General features: G+C 43.1%; 23 protein-coding genes. 20 read left to right on the top strand and 3 right to left on the bottom strand.

All coding sequences use genetic code 11. From position 1 onward, the window contains the following. The first annotated feature begins 338 nt into the window (after positions 1-338). From ACJJIS_RS01610 to ACJJIS_RS01565, 10 genes are all read left to right on the top strand, one after another. On the top strand, positions 339-728 hold the full coding sequence (locus tag ACJJIS_RS01610; RefSeq protein ID WP_475709311.1) for a DUF6678 family protein: 390 nt from the start codon (positions 339-341) through the stop codon (positions 726-728). A 78-nt stretch (positions 729-806) separates the two neighbouring features. Continuing rightward, complete coding sequence (locus tag ACJJIS_RS01605; protein ID WP_445361045.1) at positions 807-1,127, top strand: hypothetical protein; 321 nt, start codon at positions 807-809, stop codon at positions 1,125-1,127. Positions 1,128-1,207: 80 nt separating this feature from the next. Continuing rightward, the gene (locus ACJJIS_RS01600) at positions 1,208-1,507 is read left to right on the top strand and encodes a hypothetical protein (RefSeq protein ID WP_444926028.1); all 300 of its coding nucleotides are present in this window, start codon (positions 1,208-1,210) and stop codon (positions 1,505-1,507) included. A 107-nt stretch (positions 1,508-1,614) separates the two neighbouring features. Beyond that, positions 1,615-2,028, top strand: coding sequence for a hypothetical protein (locus tag ACJJIS_RS01595; protein WP_445361042.1), 414 nt, complete (start codon positions 1,615-1,617; stop codon positions 2,026-2,028). A gap of 109 nt (positions 2,029-2,137) precedes the next feature. Next, positions 2,138-2,593 carry a hypothetical protein gene (locus ACJJIS_RS01590; protein ID WP_445361040.1) on the top strand — a complete coding sequence of 152 codons (456 nt, stop codon included), beginning with the start codon at positions 2,138-2,140 and terminating at the stop codon, positions 2,591-2,593. 88 nt (positions 2,594-2,681) lie between these two features. Next, positions 2,682-3,359, top strand: coding sequence for a hypothetical protein (locus ACJJIS_RS01585; protein ID WP_445361039.1), 678 nt, complete (start codon positions 2,682-2,684; stop codon positions 3,357-3,359). An 18-nt stretch (positions 3,360-3,377) separates the two neighbouring features. After that, on the top strand, positions 3,378-3,740 hold the full coding sequence (locus ACJJIS_RS01580; RefSeq protein WP_444917893.1) for a hypothetical protein: 363 nt from the start codon (positions 3,378-3,380) through the stop codon (positions 3,738-3,740). A 117-nt stretch (positions 3,741-3,857) separates the two neighbouring features. Further along, the gene (locus ACJJIS_RS01575; protein WP_445361038.1) at positions 3,858-4,283 is read left to right on the top strand and encodes an ankyrin repeat domain-containing protein; all 426 of its coding nucleotides are present in this window, start codon (positions 3,858-3,860) and stop codon (positions 4,281-4,283) included. Positions 4,284-4,384: 101 nt separating this feature from the next. Then, a complete protein-coding gene (locus ACJJIS_RS01570; RefSeq protein ID WP_475709310.1) occupies positions 4,385-4,957 on the top strand; it encodes a hypothetical protein in 573 nt (190 codons plus the stop codon). 36 nt (positions 4,958-4,993) lie between these two features. Further along, positions 4,994-5,416, top strand: a complete 423-nt coding sequence (locus ACJJIS_RS01565) for a hypothetical protein (RefSeq protein WP_445361036.1) — start codon at positions 4,994-4,996, stop codon at positions 5,414-5,416. Positions 5,417-5,458: 42 nt separating this feature from the next. Here ACJJIS_RS01565 and ACJJIS_RS01560 read toward each other — a convergent pair whose 3' ends face one another. Together ACJJIS_RS01560 and ACJJIS_RS01555 are read right to left on the bottom strand one after the other, a co-directional pair. Continuing rightward, on the bottom strand, positions 5,459-6,400 hold the full coding sequence (locus ACJJIS_RS01560) for an IS110 family RNA-guided transposase (RefSeq protein ID WP_445360964.1): 942 nt from the start codon (positions 6,398-6,400) through the stop codon (positions 5,459-5,461). Between the two features lie 641 nt (positions 6,401-7,041). Next, positions 7,042-7,983, bottom strand: a complete 942-nt coding sequence (locus tag ACJJIS_RS01555; RefSeq protein WP_413662913.1) for an IS110 family RNA-guided transposase — start codon at positions 7,981-7,983, stop codon at positions 7,042-7,044. A gap of 322 nt (positions 7,984-8,305) precedes the next feature. Here ACJJIS_RS01555 and ACJJIS_RS01550 point away from each other — a divergent pair, with 322 nt between their 5' ends. The 7 genes from ACJJIS_RS01550 (at position 8,306) to ACJJIS_RS01520 (ending at position 11,478) form a co-directional block, all read left to right on the top strand. Continuing rightward, complete coding sequence (locus tag ACJJIS_RS01550; RefSeq protein ID WP_445361034.1) at positions 8,306-8,665, top strand: hypothetical protein; 360 nt, start codon at positions 8,306-8,308, stop codon at positions 8,663-8,665. 90 nt (positions 8,666-8,755) lie between these two features. Then, complete coding sequence (locus ACJJIS_RS01545) at positions 8,756-9,157, top strand: hypothetical protein (RefSeq protein ID WP_445361033.1); 402 nt, start codon at positions 8,756-8,758, stop codon at positions 9,155-9,157. 84 nt (positions 9,158-9,241) lie between these two features. After that, positions 9,242-9,625 (top strand): hypothetical protein, encoded by a 384-nt coding sequence (locus ACJJIS_RS01540; RefSeq protein ID WP_445361032.1) that lies wholly within the window; start codon positions 9,242-9,244, stop codon positions 9,623-9,625. Positions 9,626-9,702: 77 nt separating this feature from the next. Continuing rightward, complete coding sequence (locus tag ACJJIS_RS01535; protein ID WP_445361031.1) at positions 9,703-10,203, top strand: hypothetical protein; 501 nt, start codon at positions 9,703-9,705, stop codon at positions 10,201-10,203. Between the two features lie 75 nt (positions 10,204-10,278). Further along, positions 10,279-10,557: a hypothetical protein gene (locus tag ACJJIS_RS01530; RefSeq protein ID WP_445361030.1), complete on the top strand. Its 279-nt coding sequence runs from the start codon at positions 10,279-10,281 to the stop codon at positions 10,555-10,557. An 81-nt stretch (positions 10,558-10,638) separates the two neighbouring features. Then, on the top strand, positions 10,639-10,857 hold the full coding sequence (locus ACJJIS_RS01525) for a hypothetical protein (RefSeq protein WP_444907144.1): 219 nt from the start codon (positions 10,639-10,641) through the stop codon (positions 10,855-10,857). A gap of 144 nt (positions 10,858-11,001) precedes the next feature. After that, positions 11,002-11,478 (top strand): hypothetical protein, encoded by a 477-nt coding sequence (locus ACJJIS_RS01520; RefSeq protein ID WP_475709309.1) that lies wholly within the window; start codon positions 11,002-11,004, stop codon positions 11,476-11,478. 251 nt (positions 11,479-11,729) lie between these two features. Here ACJJIS_RS01520 and ACJJIS_RS01515 read toward each other — a convergent pair whose 3' ends face one another. Next, positions 11,730-11,852, bottom strand: a complete 123-nt coding sequence (locus ACJJIS_RS01515; RefSeq protein ID WP_444934288.1) for a hypothetical protein — start codon at positions 11,850-11,852, stop codon at positions 11,730-11,732. Positions 11,853-12,075: 223 nt separating this feature from the next. On the opposite strand from ACJJIS_RS01515, the gene ACJJIS_RS01510 reads away from it, so the two are divergent. From ACJJIS_RS01510 to ACJJIS_RS01500, 3 genes are all read left to right on the top strand, one after another. Next, the gene (locus ACJJIS_RS01510; RefSeq protein ID WP_475709308.1) at positions 12,076-12,723 is read left to right on the top strand and encodes an outer membrane beta-barrel protein; all 648 of its coding nucleotides are present in this window, start codon (positions 12,076-12,078) and stop codon (positions 12,721-12,723) included. Between the two features lie 712 nt (positions 12,724-13,435). Beyond that, positions 13,436-15,961 carry a plasma-membrane proton-efflux P-type ATPase gene (locus tag ACJJIS_RS01505; protein ID WP_475709307.1) on the top strand — a complete coding sequence of 842 codons (2,526 nt, stop codon included), beginning with the start codon at positions 13,436-13,438 and terminating at the stop codon, positions 15,959-15,961. Positions 15,962-16,000: 39 nt separating this feature from the next. After that, a complete protein-coding gene (locus ACJJIS_RS01500; RefSeq protein WP_475709306.1) occupies positions 16,001-16,831 on the top strand; it encodes a polyphosphate kinase 2 family protein in 831 nt (276 codons plus the stop codon). Positions 16,832-17,254 lie beyond the last annotated feature (423 nt).

Genomic DNA, 17,254 nt, shown 5'->3' with positions numbered 1-17,254 from the left:
GCACCAATCTCTTCCTGAGCACATTTCTCCAGAGAGTTTTCCTGCAAGTTGGCACTGCAGTTTCGTTCAAGTGCCTTCGTTCTAAGCCAACAAGTTCTGCAAGCTAGCAGCAGCATTGTGGAGTGCCAGTCAGTTAGTTAACAGGTGGGGAAAGTATGGTATTTTTCCCAGTAAATTTATCGGGCAGTGGCCAGCCAAAGGTGGCTGGCAAAGAGCAAGTAGGTTGTTCAGAGCGCGCCAGCTATAACCAGGCCAGGCAAGCTCGCCCAGCCGGTGGCTGGGCTGGACAGCCAGCGCTTCGCTTCGGCTGCCCTTGCTGGCAACGTTATACGTAGGCAATGAACGAAGAAACACTAAAATTTATTGAAGAGCGGCGCCTTGTTTCGTATATGAACAAAACAAAGTGGCGAGAACTCGCTAATGCCATTACAAGTAACAGTGATTTCGAGCCTCAAGTAAGGCTTAAATATCTACGAGACTTAGAGGCAATGCCTGGGTTTTCGCTGCTTGATTGGGAATGGGTTCGCTATGGTCAATCTAACTGTATCGAGTGGATGGATATTGACCCATTCAAAAGAGAGCGAAGGGGCAATCTTTTGAGTGATAGAATTACTGACTTCAGTGGCTTTATAGCAACTGTTCTGAAAAATTACAATATCCCATACTCCGTAGAAAATGGGTGTTACAGGGTATGGGGATATGCAAACCAGCAACCAGTTTTCGTATAACAAACGCAAGCACGCGGTCCCGTTTTCCGCTGCGCTCCAAACGGCCCGGTGTTGCGGGCGTTATGCAATTGAGGCCTTATGAAAGACGAATACATATTTTTGGCCCTCGCTATAGGGGTTACAGCACCTTGGCTGCTGAGGCTTTTTCTTAAGCATTGGGCTTTCAACGCGGTGTTGTTCTTAAGCGCCTTTGTTTTGGCTATGAACTACGGGCTATGGGGTTACAGAGAATCGATGTTTAGAGAAATGGTTTCATCGGGCATGCTCACTGAAGATGATATCTGGCGGGTTTATCTATCGTGGTTTTTAAAAGGTTTTCTTACTGCTTCGGGCATTATCTTTGGTATGTCCATATTTGGTAATTATCGAAAAGAGAAAGATGAAAATTCAAATGCATAACAAAGCTAGGCAAGTTCGCGCTTCGCGCTGGACCTCGTCGCTTAGGCTCCTCGGCCCTTGCTAGCGACGTTAAGTGAAAAATGAATATCTGGGAACTATACAAAGAAGACCAAAAGTTGGCCGACTTAACACAAATAGACCTTGATCAGCCTTGGTTCATAGGTGTGTTGGTTCCAACTCCGCCTTTTGATGAATACCGTAATCTCTTTGAAAAAGCTCAGAAATTTATAGAAACCGAAGAATTCGATTCTGAAGAATCAGAAGATACCTTTGTTGCAATTGATAATTTAAAACTGCAATTGGTGCGTATGTCGGATAAACGTGTATTTAAAGACGTAATGCTATGTATATCTGGTGATGAGGTATGGTGGCGTATTTAGTAACTGTATGTGAGTCACTTAACAAACGCAGGCACAATCGCACACTTCGTGTGCTGGACCTCCGGTGCTTCGCACCTCCGGCCTGTGCTGCGGGGCGTTAAATTTCTATGAGTAAGAATCAATATCGAACACTAATTGTATTATCGCTAGCCATAGGCTTACTTTCTGGCGTATATGACTATATCTGGCCTGACCCAATAACTGATCAGGTTTTTGATTATGTTGTTGAGATTGAGCCAGAGATTGAAGGCACAAAACTTGTCGCGGCTGGCGTATTGGCTGTTGTTTCCATCATTATGGTGCTGGTTTCACTGGTCGGCCTGCTTTTATTCAAGTCATGGGCAAGGCATGTTTATGCTGCTGGATTTGTTGCTGCATTTGCACTGTATCCATTCATGGGTATCATGGTTTACAGCGGTTTTAGCCAAGTGCTCTATGACATATCTATGGTGCTGTCTGGCGTGCTGCTGGCATTAATGTATTACTCACCTGTAGCGCTGTACTATGAGCAAAAAATTTAACAAGTACAAGCAGGTTGCTGCGGGCCTTTGGCCCTTCGCGGGACAGCCTACGCTACGCTCCGGCCGCCCCTGTTGTAGTCGTTAAATTCAAAAGCTAGGGAGAACGTAAATGAATCTAAACGATGAAATCAACTATATCTTATATCAAATGGAAGATGGGCAAGTTGAAAGCTTTGATAATCCTGATTATCAAGCCAAGATCATACATATTGCAGAGGAAGCAATTAAGCAAGATCATTCCGATGGAGAGTATCTACTTTCAGTTGTCTATGCAGTCCAAGGAGATAAAGACAAAGCCCAACAAAAAAGATGGGAGTCTGCGATAAAGAGGGGAAAAGCAGTGGCTGTTGTAAACTATGCATATGCCCAAAATGACGGCATGGAGAATGCTAAAACCATCGCATTACTTAAAGCTTGCTATGAGGATTGTGGTGATGTCGCTAGTGCAGAAGATGACTTAATAAGCTATCTAGAAAGGCCTCCTAGTGAAGAATTTCAAAATGAAATGGAAGAGCACTATAAAAATATTAGAAATCAAATGACTGATGTTAAGTTTAGTTGGTAGAAAAATTTAACAAGTCAATGCATGGGACAGTCCCGCTGTACGGGTCTGCCCGTGATTGAAGCGTTATGCATCTTAGGTACTGATCACCATGAAGAAATCATCCGGTTATCTTAGACGCTTATCAGTTTCTGTATACCTTTTTGCTTTTGCTGGTTTCTTTGATCGAAGGTACATACCTTCAGAATTAGCCGTCAGTGTTGGGATGGGATTTTTGGCGGCGTTTGTTGTGCTTTCAGCCGTGCTTTTTATGCGTGAGAGCACCCTTGAAAATACTAATAAATTGAGCAAGAAAAAGAGAAAGGAATATCGTATAAAAGATACTATCGGAATGCTATACATATTCTTGACGCCATTTTTGGCATATGTCGCGATATTGAAAGTTGGTTCTCTTTACACATATCTTTCAGCAGAATCCAAGCTGTCTAAATATAGCGTTAGCCTCCATCTAGAAGAAAAATTACCTGGCAGGGGAGGTGCTCTGGGATTCTTGAAGTGTGAAAAGTATTTGAAAGCTGAGTCTAAGCATAGTGATGTAGTTTATGCTTACTATTGCCTTGATCAAGAAGAGGATATGGTGTGGGGAGAAGAGATGGAAGTTTGCCCTTATGTAAAAAAATCAATTTTTGGAACTTGGATATCAGATTGGAACTTAGATTCGGCTAAGGGCAAGCATAACAAGGCGTTTCAAAGCGACCCTCAAATTTTTTCAATTTTTTTGGACGCTACACTTATACCCAAAAAATTGAAAAAAATTGAGTGCACCTGAACGCGGCGTTAGCCATACATGAGAACGAATAAACTTATTGTCGCGTTTCTATTTATAAATACATCAGGGTGTGTTTATTATCCAAGCTTGGATTATGTTGAGTATTATGGAGTGGACTATGGGTATGCACATGGATCTCAAGAAAAGATCTACTACCGAGATCATAGCCGGGTCACTAAGAAAACCGATACTATCTTCCACTTTGCAATCGGGGCAAAAAAGCTAGATGAATATGGTGGGAATAGGGGGGTGGCTTCAAGCACAATAACGCGCGAAGTCACACGGAAAGAAGGTTATTGCCCTAATGGCTATAAAATTGATTTTCACCCAACAATAACAACTGGGGACCATGGTTTTGCTTGGAAAGTATTCTGCCAATGAATGGCTAACAAGGCGCTCAACCGGACAGCAAAAGCTGCGCTTTTGTTCCCTCCGTTTCGCTCCGGCTGTCCAGTTAGCTTGGCGTTATATTTTTCGCAGTAATGTACTGTCAATATTATGAGAAAGAAAGTTAGGCCTCCAACCTACGATGCACTAAAAAAAGGTAGAACACATGGATTTGGTTTGCTGCTCGACGCAGTATTGAATGAGCCTCAGAAGGTAAGGGATATAATTTCAGAGAATCCCGAAGTGCTATACGAGACATGCTGGGTGGGTGAAAATGTACTGCACTGGTTGGCTGTAGAAAATAAGCATGAGGAAATTCGTCTACTGAGAAGCTTGGGGTCGCCCATACCAGTCTATGCTCTTGTTGAAGCTGTCGAGCATGGCCATGCAGAAACCATTATTGCACTATTGGAACTAGGAGCAGAGGTTATTCCTAGTGACATAACACGAGCATTGGAAAATACGTATTTTTCGCATAGCAAAAAGAAAAAGTCGTTAATTAGACGCTACTTTAGGCAGTTTGGGCATGAAATATAACAAGTTTATGAAACACCGTTCCGGTCAAAAGACGGCCTCTACTGGACACGCGAAAAACGCGCGCCGTTTATAAAATCGTTATGCTTCTGGAGGATTAATAGTTGCGCAAATTGAATGACATCGATTCGATTAGATGTTTTAAATGCGGTGAAGAATATTTTTTTCCTCATGGCCCTGGGCGTGTTTACTACTATTCGTTGGTTGAGATTGAATCATCGATGGATAGGTTGGAATATAAAGATTTAATACCTGCAATAATTAAACCTGTCTGGTGTTTTGATTGTGAGGCTGCTTCCGTTGCGGAAGATATACCAACAATCAGAGAGTTTGAGCATACCTATAAGGCTGTTTCAGATGGCGTTGAAATAGAAGTTCCGTTCTGTAGTAGTAATATACCAGTAAAAGAATCACAAGAAATTCTAAAGAGTTATATTTCTTGGAAAATGAATCGGGTAGCAGGAGAAAAGTGCTTACATTGTGGGGGAGCAAACTTTCTAACAATTACTGAGGAAATGAATTTAATCCATGACAGTTGTGAGGATGGAGTTTTTTGTCATCGTCTTGCGGCGAGAGGGCCTTTCAATGGGCCAATATATGCAAGAGTATATAGTGCTGATGGTGAGCTTAAACTAGAGGGTAATGCAAATTATTCTCATGTCTCAGTTAACAAGTAAAGCATAATACACTGTTAGTTGCATGAGGGAATTCGAGTGAGGTTAATATTTGATGAGCAAGAAGACGATTGGTGGACTTGTACAGAGCATTTCATCAAGGAAAGGAATGAGACAATCAGGTTAACTTTTACATCTGAAGAGCAACCTTCTGAGTCGTACATCAATAAAGTCTTAGACAAATTAAAAGATATTGATCAATTAGCGTTACAAGCAGCCACAGAAATTCTAGGCAATTATTCTTATGAGCATTACAAAGGTCTCGGCGTACCAGAAGAGAAATTAGAAAAAGAAGAGACACCAGAGGCAATATTTAAGCGTGCAGAATTAATCTCTATTTGGTTTATGTCAGAAGAATGCGATGAATTTGAGCTTTCGTTCGAGTTGCCCTGGGATGAATATCACAGCTACGATGTTGAGTTTGAGAACAACAAACCACTATGTTGTGCGGTTAATGGTTAAGAAAAAGCAGCTAACAAGTGACTATGGTTGCTCGTCAAGTTATTAAGCCATACTTTCATCCCAGTAGGTGTTATTTTTCACCATCGTATTCAGTATCGTAATCTGCTTTCTCATGCAGGCAATCAGAGCGACCTTTTTAGGTTTGCCAGCGTCGACTAATCGCTTGTACATCGGCTTTAGTTTGGGATGATGCTGTATGGCCGACATGATGGAAACAAACAAAACCGTTCGTACACGATGCCTTCCACCCCGAATATATCTCTTTCCCTGGAAGCTGCCGCTATCACGGTTCATCGGGGCGATACCGACAAGTGCAGCGATTTCTTTACGGTTCAATTTTCCTAGCTCGGGAAGTTCACTCATCAGCGTATAAGCCAATACATTTCCGACTCCTTTAGCGCTTAACAATAGGTCTCGCCTTTGCCGCCACTCAGGCACACTGTTAACCAGTTTATCTAGTTGTTTGTCGATACTTTGTAACTCTTTCTTGATGGTGTTTAGAATGGTCCGTATAGGTTTGTGTACTGATTTCGGCATTCTCTGAAGCCGATTCTTTTGCATTGTACTCATTTCTAAACACTGACTTCGTACTACCAGTAAGTCACTGATATTCCTGAGTTTTTCTGGCTTTAGCTCCGATAGTCTTGGCTTCATGGCCTCACCAAAATGTGCAATATCCATTGCATCTAGCTTGTCAGTTTTGGCGAGGCGCCCTGCGGATTTAGCGAAGCTTCTTATCTGTGAAGGGTTGCAAACAACAACAGGTAATCCTGCTTTGTCGGCGGCGCAAACAAACTCTAATTCGAGTCTTCCTGTAGACTCTATTAATACTCTTTGAGGTTTAAGAGGTTGTAGTTGTTTAATGGCATCCTTAATGCCGTTTTTATCATTGGCAACACTAAAAAACTGGCCAGTAGGTCTCACATAAATATCGAGTTGTTTACTGCTGGTATCGATACCGACATTGATCTCTTTAGGTTCCATAAGATAAGCTATCTCCGCCTTGCTATTCGGGCTCGAGGCCCACATGACTATTCGAGTTATGCCTAGTGAGTGTCTGTCACGTTCCTACTTGTTAACGGTCTTTATAAACCGGCGCAGCAACGAACTGTGACAAACAAGGCCTTCGGTGGCCGCCGAAGGTGGGTCTCAATTTACCCGTTAGCGAAAAGGATTTTCAACATCAGAATCAGGCAAGAACAACCATACAAGCAGCAGCAACCGACCGTCAAAAATGTCACTTAAATTGCTGTCGCAATTACGCGCCACGTTTGCCGGCGGCTGGGCTAGGCGTTAGGTGTCATATGAAATACAGGCTTATTACTACGATTCTATGCTCGGGCCTATCTTTTCTGGCTATAGGAGTGTCGATAAAAATAGCTTTCCCGTTTTTCATTCCCGCATGGATTTTATATTTTTTAATTTTGTTTTACTGGGTAAGAGATAATCGCGCACCTAAAGCACTTGTTGTTATAGGTACTGTCATTGGTGTTTTGTCCGTAGTATTTTCAGCATTCATAGCAATTTTTTGGGCATTTCCAGCAATAGCGTTAATGCTGCATGTAGCGAAGTGCTCCTTTTGGCCAAAAACACCTAACAAGTGACTATGGTTACTCGTCAAGTTTTTAAGCCATACTTTCATCCCAGTAGGTGTTGTTTTTCACCATTGTATTCAGGATCGTAATCTGCTTTCTCATGCAGGCAACCAGAGCAACCTTTTTAGGTTTGCCAGCGTCGACTAATCGCTTATACATGGGCTTTAGTTTGGGATGATGTTGTATGGCCGACATGATGGAAACAAAAAGAACCGTGCGTACGCGATGCCTTCCACCTCGAATATATCGTTTGCCCTGGAAGTTGCCGCTATCACGGTTCATCGGGGCGATACCGACAAGTGCAGCGATTTCTTTACGGTTCAATTGTCCTAGCTCAGGAAGTTCACTCATTAACGTATAGGCCAATACATTTCCGACCCCTTTGGCACTCAACAATAGGTCACGCCTTTGCCGCCACTCAGACACACTGTTAACCAGTTTATCCAGTTGCTTGTCGATACCTTGTAGCTCTTTCTTGATGGTGTTTAGAATGGTCTGTATAGGTTTGTGTACTGATTTCGGCATTCTCTGAAGCCGATTCTTTTGCATTGTACTCATCTCTAAACACTGACTTCTTACCGCCAGTAAGTCACTGATCTCCCTAAGCTTTTCTGGTTTTAGCACCGACAGCCCTGGCTTCATGGCCTCACCAAAATGTGCAATATCCATTGCATCTAGCTTGTCAGTTTTGGCGAGGCGCCCCGCGGATTTAGCGAAGCTCCTTATCTGCGAAGGATTGCAAACAACAATAGGTAATCCGGCTTTGTCGGCGGCGCAAACAAACTCTAACTCGAGCCTTCCCGTAGACTCTATTAATACTCTTTGAGGTTTAAGAGGTTGTAGTTGTTTAATGGCATCTTTAATGCCATTTTTATCATTGGCAACACTAAAGAACTGGCCAGTAGGTCTCACATAAATATCGAGTTGTTTACTGCTGGTATCGATACCGACATTGATCTCTTGAGGTTCCATAAGATAAGCTATCTCCGCCTTGCTATTCGGGCTCGAGGCCCACATGACTATCCGAGTTATGCCTAGTGAGTGCTTATCACGTTCATACTTGTTATCGGTCTTTTACGAACCAGCCAAGCAGCGAACTGTGATAAACAAGGCCTTCGGTGGCCGCCGAAGGTGGGTCTCAATTTACCCGTTAACGAAAAGGATTTTCAACATCAGAATCGGGCAAGAACAACCATACAAGTCAATTAACTACGCGCCTTTGGCGCCGGACAGCTAAAAGCGTGTCTTCGCCACAACGCTGCCGGTTATTGAGGCGTTATGAGCCTCTCAAAGTATGAATATTTTTAGAGTAATTTTTATAGCTTTATTAGTGGCGTCTTGTTCAAGTACCGAGAATTACCAAGAGGGTTTTGACTGGATTTTACACGCAAATCCAGAGAGCGAGGCTATCTCTGCGGCTGATAATGGTGATTTACGGCTGATTGGCCTTACAGGCATGCTTCTTAACGAAGTTCCTCTCATTGATAAGAATTGCGAATATGGCAGCAATGTCAAGTATTTAAAGATTGACGACGCAATAGATAGCTTCGCAGAAAGGAAGTACCAAGTAATTGCGCCAGTATATGCGGAAACATATAACTATCATCTCATCACCTATCTTAGGAAAAAGGGTATTGATATATGCAGCCCATAACAAGGTACTCAAACACCGTTCCGACCGAAAAACGGCCTCCACTGGACGCGCGAAAGGCGCGCGCCGTTTAGCACGGCTTATGCTCTATAAGTGATGGATAAAATTTCAATTAATGGCGATTGGCCAGAAATAGAAAACAAAGAACTTGAGAAGCTGATCGCTCAAGAATTTTGGTGTGAGAATAAAAGAGAAGATCAAGCCAACATCCTTTATATAAAAGTTTCAGGTGATTGGTTCAGAGTTTACTTCGATTATGAAATTTTATTTTGGCGCTCAGGTAACAATGGCCTAGAAGACCCTAAAGCCAGTAGAGAAACAGATTTTGGCTACCCGTTAATAGATTGGGGCAAAAAGTTAGGTATTGAAGGTACAGTTATAAAATCAGTTTCAGCAAACCGCATAACTGGTGGTGCGCAAATAGAGTTTAAGTTCTCAAATAACAAAGTTTTTAAAGTCCAAAGCATAGATGACTATACTACAATCAAAACATAACCAGTTGCCGCACAGTCACCCTCCGGGCTGGACCGCCCTGACGGTCAGCCTGTAGGCAAGACGTTTTATTTTTGGGTGCATCCGATGGACTTAGGAAGGTGGGATTCAGCAATTTTAAAGAGCGTGTTTTTCCCCGCGCTTCTTGTTCTCTTCTATACATTGTATGAAATTGGACTTCCTCAAGATTTATATAGTTGGGCGGGCTTTGGGTTGTTCTCATTAATTTTTCTGGGGGTTTACTTACTATTCTCAATCGTTGGCTGGCTATTATTTGGTTTTCCTGTTCATTGGTTAATTTGCAGGTATGGCAATGGAAGTTATTTTCTATATTTCGGTGCGGCAGTGGTTTTTACTGTCGTTATATATATTTTCTCAGGTGTAGCAGAGACGGCAATAATTTATGGTTCTTTTGCGTTAATTCAAGCAATGCTGTTCAAGTATTATGCATATAAACAAGTACAAACATAACTAAGCCCGCCAGAGGCGGCCAAAAAACCGCCGCTTCGCTCTGGTTTTTTGGCCCCAGCTGGTAACGTTAGCTCTCTATGAAGATTCGAGTATTTACATTTCTGATACCGATGATCTTGTCTTCTTGTACGTCACAAGAGAATAAAGAGGATGTATTGCAGTCCGCATACGGGGATGACCTTGATTACTTTGGCGGCATCACCTTCCTAACAGGGCCTTGGTATGCACCTGGATCTGAGTACGGTTACCACATAAATGATGATGTTCTCTATATTGCTTATACTCCGGAAGTTGGCCTCGACAAGCGCATTATCAAAGTTTCAGACTGCCCTCAAATAGAAATTGGCATCAAAGAAATTAAACGTGCCATATTTGAAACAACAGAGATATTTGTTGGCATTAAAAAGCCGGCTGAGTCAGAGATCATTATAATGGATGGCCCTAGCTACCGATTGGAGTATTACTCCGATAGCATAGGTGGTTCAATCATCCTTGAGGGTGGAGCAAATAACAGTTACGTCACCCCTTGGATTAACGCGGCACTAAAAATTGGAGATATAGCCGATGCTTGCGAATGAGCTTACAATCCATGCAAGCGGGACACAGAGCTACGCTCTCCCTCCTTCACTTAGCGTTATGTGTAAAGGGACTTTATGACACTTTTCATATTAGGCATTCTTTCGGTGACAGTATTTTTCCCATTAGTATTACCTTGGGGTGAAAAACTACTGATTTATTGTACTGCCGTATGGTTTTTGTTGTGGCTTATCTTTTTCTTGCAAACTGAGCGTGAAAGTAACCCAATTTATGATGTAGGTATAGTTGGCGATAGTGCTACTTTAGGTATTTCAATTTTGGCCTTTGCTATCGTAGTATTTGCACGTAGCTTTATTCATTTTGTCATGAATAAAGCTAATCATAATCAAGTATGATAAGCGTAGGTAGAATTGCAAATACCACATATTTGCTGGACCTCCGCCATTTGGTGAATGTTAACTATCTAAGGGCTTTCGATGCAAATTAAATCGGTACATCCAGTAGTAAAAGCCTTCCTGATTTATCTTTTAAGTGTTATAACAATTGCGATGCTCTTTGCCCTATTTGATGATTGGATAAAGGAAAAAACCAACTACTCGCTCATTTTGAAAGGATACATTGTTGGCCCCCTCGTTTGGCCGGTAGCTTATTTGGGGCTGATTTATGGTAAATCGAGAAGTTCAGACAGTAGTTAGTGATGACAACTCCAAATCTTACCAAGGTTACAAGCTGATAGAGAGGCAGCCACATAACAATCACAGGCACATCGACGGCTTTTCCATTTCGGCCTCGCCTTGATTTTAAAGCCCTGCATATTGCGGGGAGTATGAGGCATAAGAGTGTATACCTACGAACTTGAAAAGAACATTTGGTCTGAGAAAGACTTCTCCCTAATGGGGTGGCACGACTCCAAAATATGGGGTTTCCTGGCTGATACGGAGAATTTCGAGTTTATGATAGATCTCGATTACATTTTTCAATGGATTCATCCAAGGGAAGGGGAAACGTATTTTAAGTTCTGGGTTGCTCCAGTTACGATGGTATTTGAAAATGCTTGCAATATTTTTCTTGACATTGAATCAAGGCAAGGTGAGCTAGAAATCGCCGATCTGCATATGGTGAATGAGAGAAAAACAAAGAATGGTCGCTTCGATGAGTACGATTTTCGTTTTGACTGCCAGGAAGGGGAATTTAAAATAAGCGCCACAGGTTTCAAAATGTACGTTCGTAAAGCACCAATTTTACAGAGTGGGAAAGCTTTGAATTACAAATTACGCGGAGGTATAGATTTTAGCCGAGAGTACAGTAGCTCATAATAAGTGACTATGGTCGCTCATCAAGTTTTTAAGCCATACTTTCATTCCAATAGGTGTTATTTTTTACCATCGTATTCAGGGTCGTAATCTGCTTTCTCATGCAGAAAATCAGAGCCACCTTTTTAGGTTTGCCAGAGTCCACTAATCGCTTATACATCGGCTTTGGCATGGGATCGTATTGTATGGCGAAGAGTTTGTAGTTGTTTAATGGTATCCTTAATACCATTTTTATCACTGGTAAAACTAAAGAATTAATCAGTAGGTCTCACATAAATATCCAGTTGTTTGCTACCGGTATCGATACTGACATTGATCTCTTGAGGTTCCATAAGATAAGCTATCTCCGCCTTGCTATCCAGGCTAGAGGCCCACATGACTATTCAAGTTATGCCTAGTGAGTGTCTGTCACGTTCCTACTTGTTTTATAAACCGGCGCAGCAACGAACTGTGACAAACAAGGCCTTCGGTGGCCGCAGAAGGTGGATCTCAATTTACCCGTTAGCGAAAAGGATTTTCAACATCAGAATCGATTAAGAACAACCATACAAGTCGCAGCAATCGCTCTCTTTGTGCGAAGCGTTACTTACGGAGAAACTCTTGAAAAAAACAACCTTTTTTTTATTCGCTCTATTTGCCACAAGTAATACCATCGCTCAGGAAGACAATTACTACTTAAGAATATCTTATGGCAGCGTTGACACAGATATTGAAGCCCAAGAAGTTATAGATAGTTATGATTATTCACTGTCAGATTCAGAAGGCTGGAGCTTTTCAGCCGGTTACCGGATCAATAGGTTTCTCGCTTTAGAAGGTGGATTTAGCGATTTAGGAAAATCTAGTGGAATGTACCACTACTCAAGTACAGATACTAACTTTAGCATTACAGAAAACCTCAGCTCAGAGATTAAGTTAAAGACACTAGGCTTATCTATTTCTACTGATACGAAAAAAGCATTATATACAGGTCTTCGATTTGGATATCAACGCTGGGATGTTAAATATAAATTCAAAGGGGAGTATTTGGAGTACCTTACAGCTCCAACTGTTATTGGAGCTCCAGGTACTGGGGGACCTGTTGAATACTCAGAATCAAGCAAATGGCGCAACGATGGTTACGATTGGTACTATGGGATAGCAGCAGGTTGGAATTATCAGAATTGGGCCATAAGCCTGGAACACACAATCTATAGCGTCGATAATGAAACCCCATCTTTCTCTGCGTTAGCGCTTAGCTATAATTTCTGAATAATCAGTTTACAGATTCGAAGGCGGCCTCATCGAGGGCCGCGCTATTTTCAAAATAGTATCAGATCCTTGATGCATCTCGATCTAGAGCCAATACTCATGGATAGATCGAGTGGTATGATAACAGAGCAACCTAAATGTCCATCGTCATCGCTGTGAGTCCTCACTTAACGGCCAGTGGTTCAAGCAACCGAGATGGGTACGTGGCATCCTTGATTTAATGTCGCTCTTGAAAGGTAGATCCTTAACAAATTAGTGCTGTTCGCCTAAACACTATGGTTAGGACTTACCTACTAATAGTAGATACCCTATATAGTTGGGTTTTGGCCTATCATGAAATGCACTATAAGCTAAATAGAACTTAGGCATATACTGAAAGCACCTGCATATGGCCTATACCTTAGGCTTGTTGGCCAAGTACTACAGCACGGATTGCTATTCGAAACCCCGTAGAAAAACCGCGACGTTATCAAGATAGGCTGCCCCTGCGGCTTAATCAGTTGTCACGGATATATCCCTTTCAATAGCCCGCAGGAATAATGGTTTTTCACGCCAGCTTAATGCCGGCTATTTTATCTTTAACTCTACACCTTCAAATTTCTCTTACCACCGTCACCAATGTCCACATAGCGAGTGGCGCAAACTGCTAGATTGAGTTATCTAGTGCTGGAACAGACTCCACAGGTAAACCTTTGTCATTGGGAAACCCAAAGTGCAAGGTCAAGAATCATCGCCAAATAATCAAAACAACAGCGATCAGCAATCGCTGGATTTGCAGAACGCTGATATTGATGCAGTTTACACTGAACTAAACACATCACCCGCCGGCCTCACCAAAAATGAAGCCAGCACCCGCCTGCAAAAATATGGTCCCAATGCCATTCAGGAGAAGGAGCAAAGCGCACTCGCTAAGTTTTTGCGATTTTTCTGGGGCCCCATTCCCTGGATGATTGAAGCGGCCGCATTGCTCTCTGCATTAATTGGCCACTGGCCCGATTTCGCCATCATTATGGCCCTGCTGTTGTACAACGCGATTGCCGGGTTTTGGCAGGAACACAAAGCTGCCAATGCGCTGGCAGCACTGAAGGCCAGCATGGCCCCCAAAGCCAATGTATTAAGAGATGGGGAGTATCAATCTATCGATGCGGCGATGGTGGTCCCAGGCGATATAGTGCGAATCAAGCTAGGGCAAGTCGTGCCTGCTGATGTGCGCTTTACCGAAGGGAAATCCATCAGTATTGATCAGGCTGCCCTTACCGGGGAATCTCTACCCGTCAGTAAGAGCATCGGTGATATTGGCTATTCCAGCAGTATCGCCAAACGCGGGGAGATGACCGCTGTGGTCATTGGTACCGGGCACAATACATTCTTTGGGCGCACCGCCCAACTTGTTGCCGGCGCAGGGCAAAGTGCCTCACATTCGCAGAAAGCCGTCACCCATATCGGTGACTTCCTCATCGTGCTGTGTTTGGTGCTGGCCGTTATTCTGGTGGGCACAGAGTTATACCGCGATATCGTGGTCGCCGAAACATGGCACTGGTCAGATATCATCAATATTCTTCGCACTGTACTGGTGTTGCTGATCGCATCGATTCCCGTTGCCATGCCTTCGGTCATCACTGTGACCAATGCTCTCGGTGCCCTGGCGCTATCCCGTAAAAAAGCGATCGTCTCGCGGCTGGAGTCCATCGAAGAGTTGGCTGGTGTTGATATCCTCTGCTCAGATAAAACTGGCACCCTCACTAAGAACCAATTGTGCCTCGAAGAACCTACCTTATTCAGCGCGGAAAACAACGACCAGTTAATTCTTGCCGCCGCTATCGCATCTGAAGCAGGCGCCAGTGATCCAATTGATCAAGCAATTTTTGCCGGCCTGAAAAATAAGGGAGAACTGAAGAAATATAAGGTTGAGGAATTCACTCCCTTTGATCCGGTGAGCAAACGCACTGAAGTCAAAGTACAAGATCAGGATGGGCAAACCCTATATTTCAGCAAAGGGGCCCCCCAGGCTATTGTCGACTTATGCAACTTGAGTGGTGCGAAGGCCGACAAAGCCACTGCATGTGTGCAACAACAGGCCTCCAGGGGGTTGCGCTCCCTCGGCGTTGCGCAGAAGGCAAACGCCTCTTCGTGGCAATTCCTGGGTATTCTGTCTCTTGAAGACCCACCTCGGGATGACTCCAAAGACACTATTCAGCGCGCACGGGAACACGGGCTTCAAGTAAAAATGATTACTGGCGACGATGTGGCTATCGGCAAGGAAATCGCCACCCAAGTCGGTATTGGAACAAATATTTTCGCTGCCAGTAGTGTGTTTACAAAGTCCCAGGATATGGACCACCTGCCATCTACTATCGTCGATACCGTTGAGCGTGCAGATGGATTTGGGCGAGTGTTTCCCGAACATAAATATGCCATTGTGAAAGCATTGCAAGGTAGGGGTCACCAGGTTGCCATGACTGGCGATGGTGTGAACGATGCGCCGGCCCTTAAGCAAGCTGATTGCGGTATCGCCGTTAGCGGTGCAACCGACGCCGCACGCGCGGCAGCAGCCATTATCCTGACCTCTCCCGGGCTATCTACCATCGTCGATGCGATTGACGAAGCCCGAAAAATATTTGAACGCATTATTAATTACGTACTTTTCCGGGTATCCATGACTCTAGATATTATGGTGGTGGTTGTCTTTGCTACCATAATGTTCGGCTTCTCGCCCCTAACCCCGGTTATGATCGTACTAGTGGCTCTTCTTGATGACATCCCCATTATGACCATTGCCTACGATAATACTCTGCTTCCCAAGGAACCTGTGCATTGGCAAATGCGAGACCTATTACTGGGCTCCAGCATTATCGGCCTTTTTTCTATTGCTCAAACAATGGGTATTCTCTTTATTGGAATGGAATGGCTCAATAACACCAACTGGCAATCCTGGATCGCATTAAATAAAGAGCAAATTCAAACTATCGTATTTTTACAGATCGTAGCGGGTGGACATCTACTGTTATTCGTTGTTCGCTCTCGTACAGCTTTCTTTTCCAAACCACTACCCGCTTTCCCTCTGTTTATCGCAATTGTTGGCACCCAAGCATTTACCGTGCTGATGTGTGGATTCGGCTGGCTGGTGCCGGCAATACCCTGGACTATAATCGGTCTGGTATGGCTATACATGATTATCTGGATGTTTTTCCTGGACCTGGTCAAGAAACTTCTTTATCGAAGATTAAGTGATATCTGAGCCATCTACAAAAGCCTAACAAAGGTAGGCAGTCGAACTATGAATTGTTTCGAAGATTTCAGGGTAAAGCCTGGCAGCAAGATAAAGCTCTCCGAAATAGACCCGGGCTTCAAACATTGTTACGAAAATCGTGAAGAGGCACTCCCAGATACCCAGCGTATAGATGAGCAGATACGTTCATTCACTTACAAGCTTTACGCTGAGCGTAAAACATCTCTACTTATCTGCTTGCAGGGAATAGATGCCTCGGGGAAAGATGGCACCATCAAGCACGTATTAGGCGCAACAAATCCACAAATGTGTAGAGCGATTTCCTTTAAGGAACCTTCAAAAGAAGAGAGCGAGCATGATTTCTTATGGCGATATCACAAAGTAACCCCTGCCCGGGGGCATATATCAATCTTTAACCGCTCTCAGTATGAGGGCGTACTGATTGAACGAGTGCATAGCCTGGTTCCAATGGACATTTGGAGTGAACGCTATGAACAAATTAATAACTTTGAGAAATTACTCTCTGAAAGTAACACAATAATACTGAAATTTTTCCTATATATCAGTCAGGATGAGCAGTTGGAGAGATTCAAGCAACGTATTGATGATCCCGCCAAACAGTGGAAAATCAGCGAAAGTGATTATACTGAGGCAAAATATTGGGATGAGTATATATGTGCTTTTGAAGATATGCTAAATCAATGCAGCACCGAATACGCGCCCTGGTTTGTTATCCCCGCAAACCACAAATGGTTCCGGGACTTGGCCGTAGCTTCAATTATTTCTGAAGCATTAAAGAAATTAAACCCCCAGTTTCCTGCCCCCACCGTCAACCTGGAAGAGATAAAAACCAAGTATCATCAACTTAAGAATTCTTAACAAATTAAAAGCTAAAAAATTAAGGTTCTATTATTCCCTAAACCTATAATAAACAAGTTATCTTTTAATTATAGATTTCTATCAGAAGACTTAAAGTGGATGCGCTGGGCAGCTCGCCGTCATTCCCAATAGACTTTACAAAATCACTCTGCCTCAATACGAAATCAGCTGCAGTATCATTTTCCTCTGGCCACTGATCCCAAATAAGTATTCAATTGTTATCAGGGATAATGAAATTATCTTCTATCGCAGAATCTATCCACCCATAACTATTGAAGTCTTTCACCCTAGTACTAAATATACTGAAACATAGTTTTCTATAAAAAATCCACCCCAAGGCCTAGCCCATAAAAAAGACCTCTAGAATAGACATACATAGGGTATAACCGCTAGATACTCCAGCCGTCGATCTGATTATAGATA

The organism is Microbulbifer maximicatervae (SeqCode), assembly GCF_056231245.1.
Note: the sequence above shows the minus strand (reverse complement) of the source record. Positions and strands in the feature narration are given on the sequence as shown.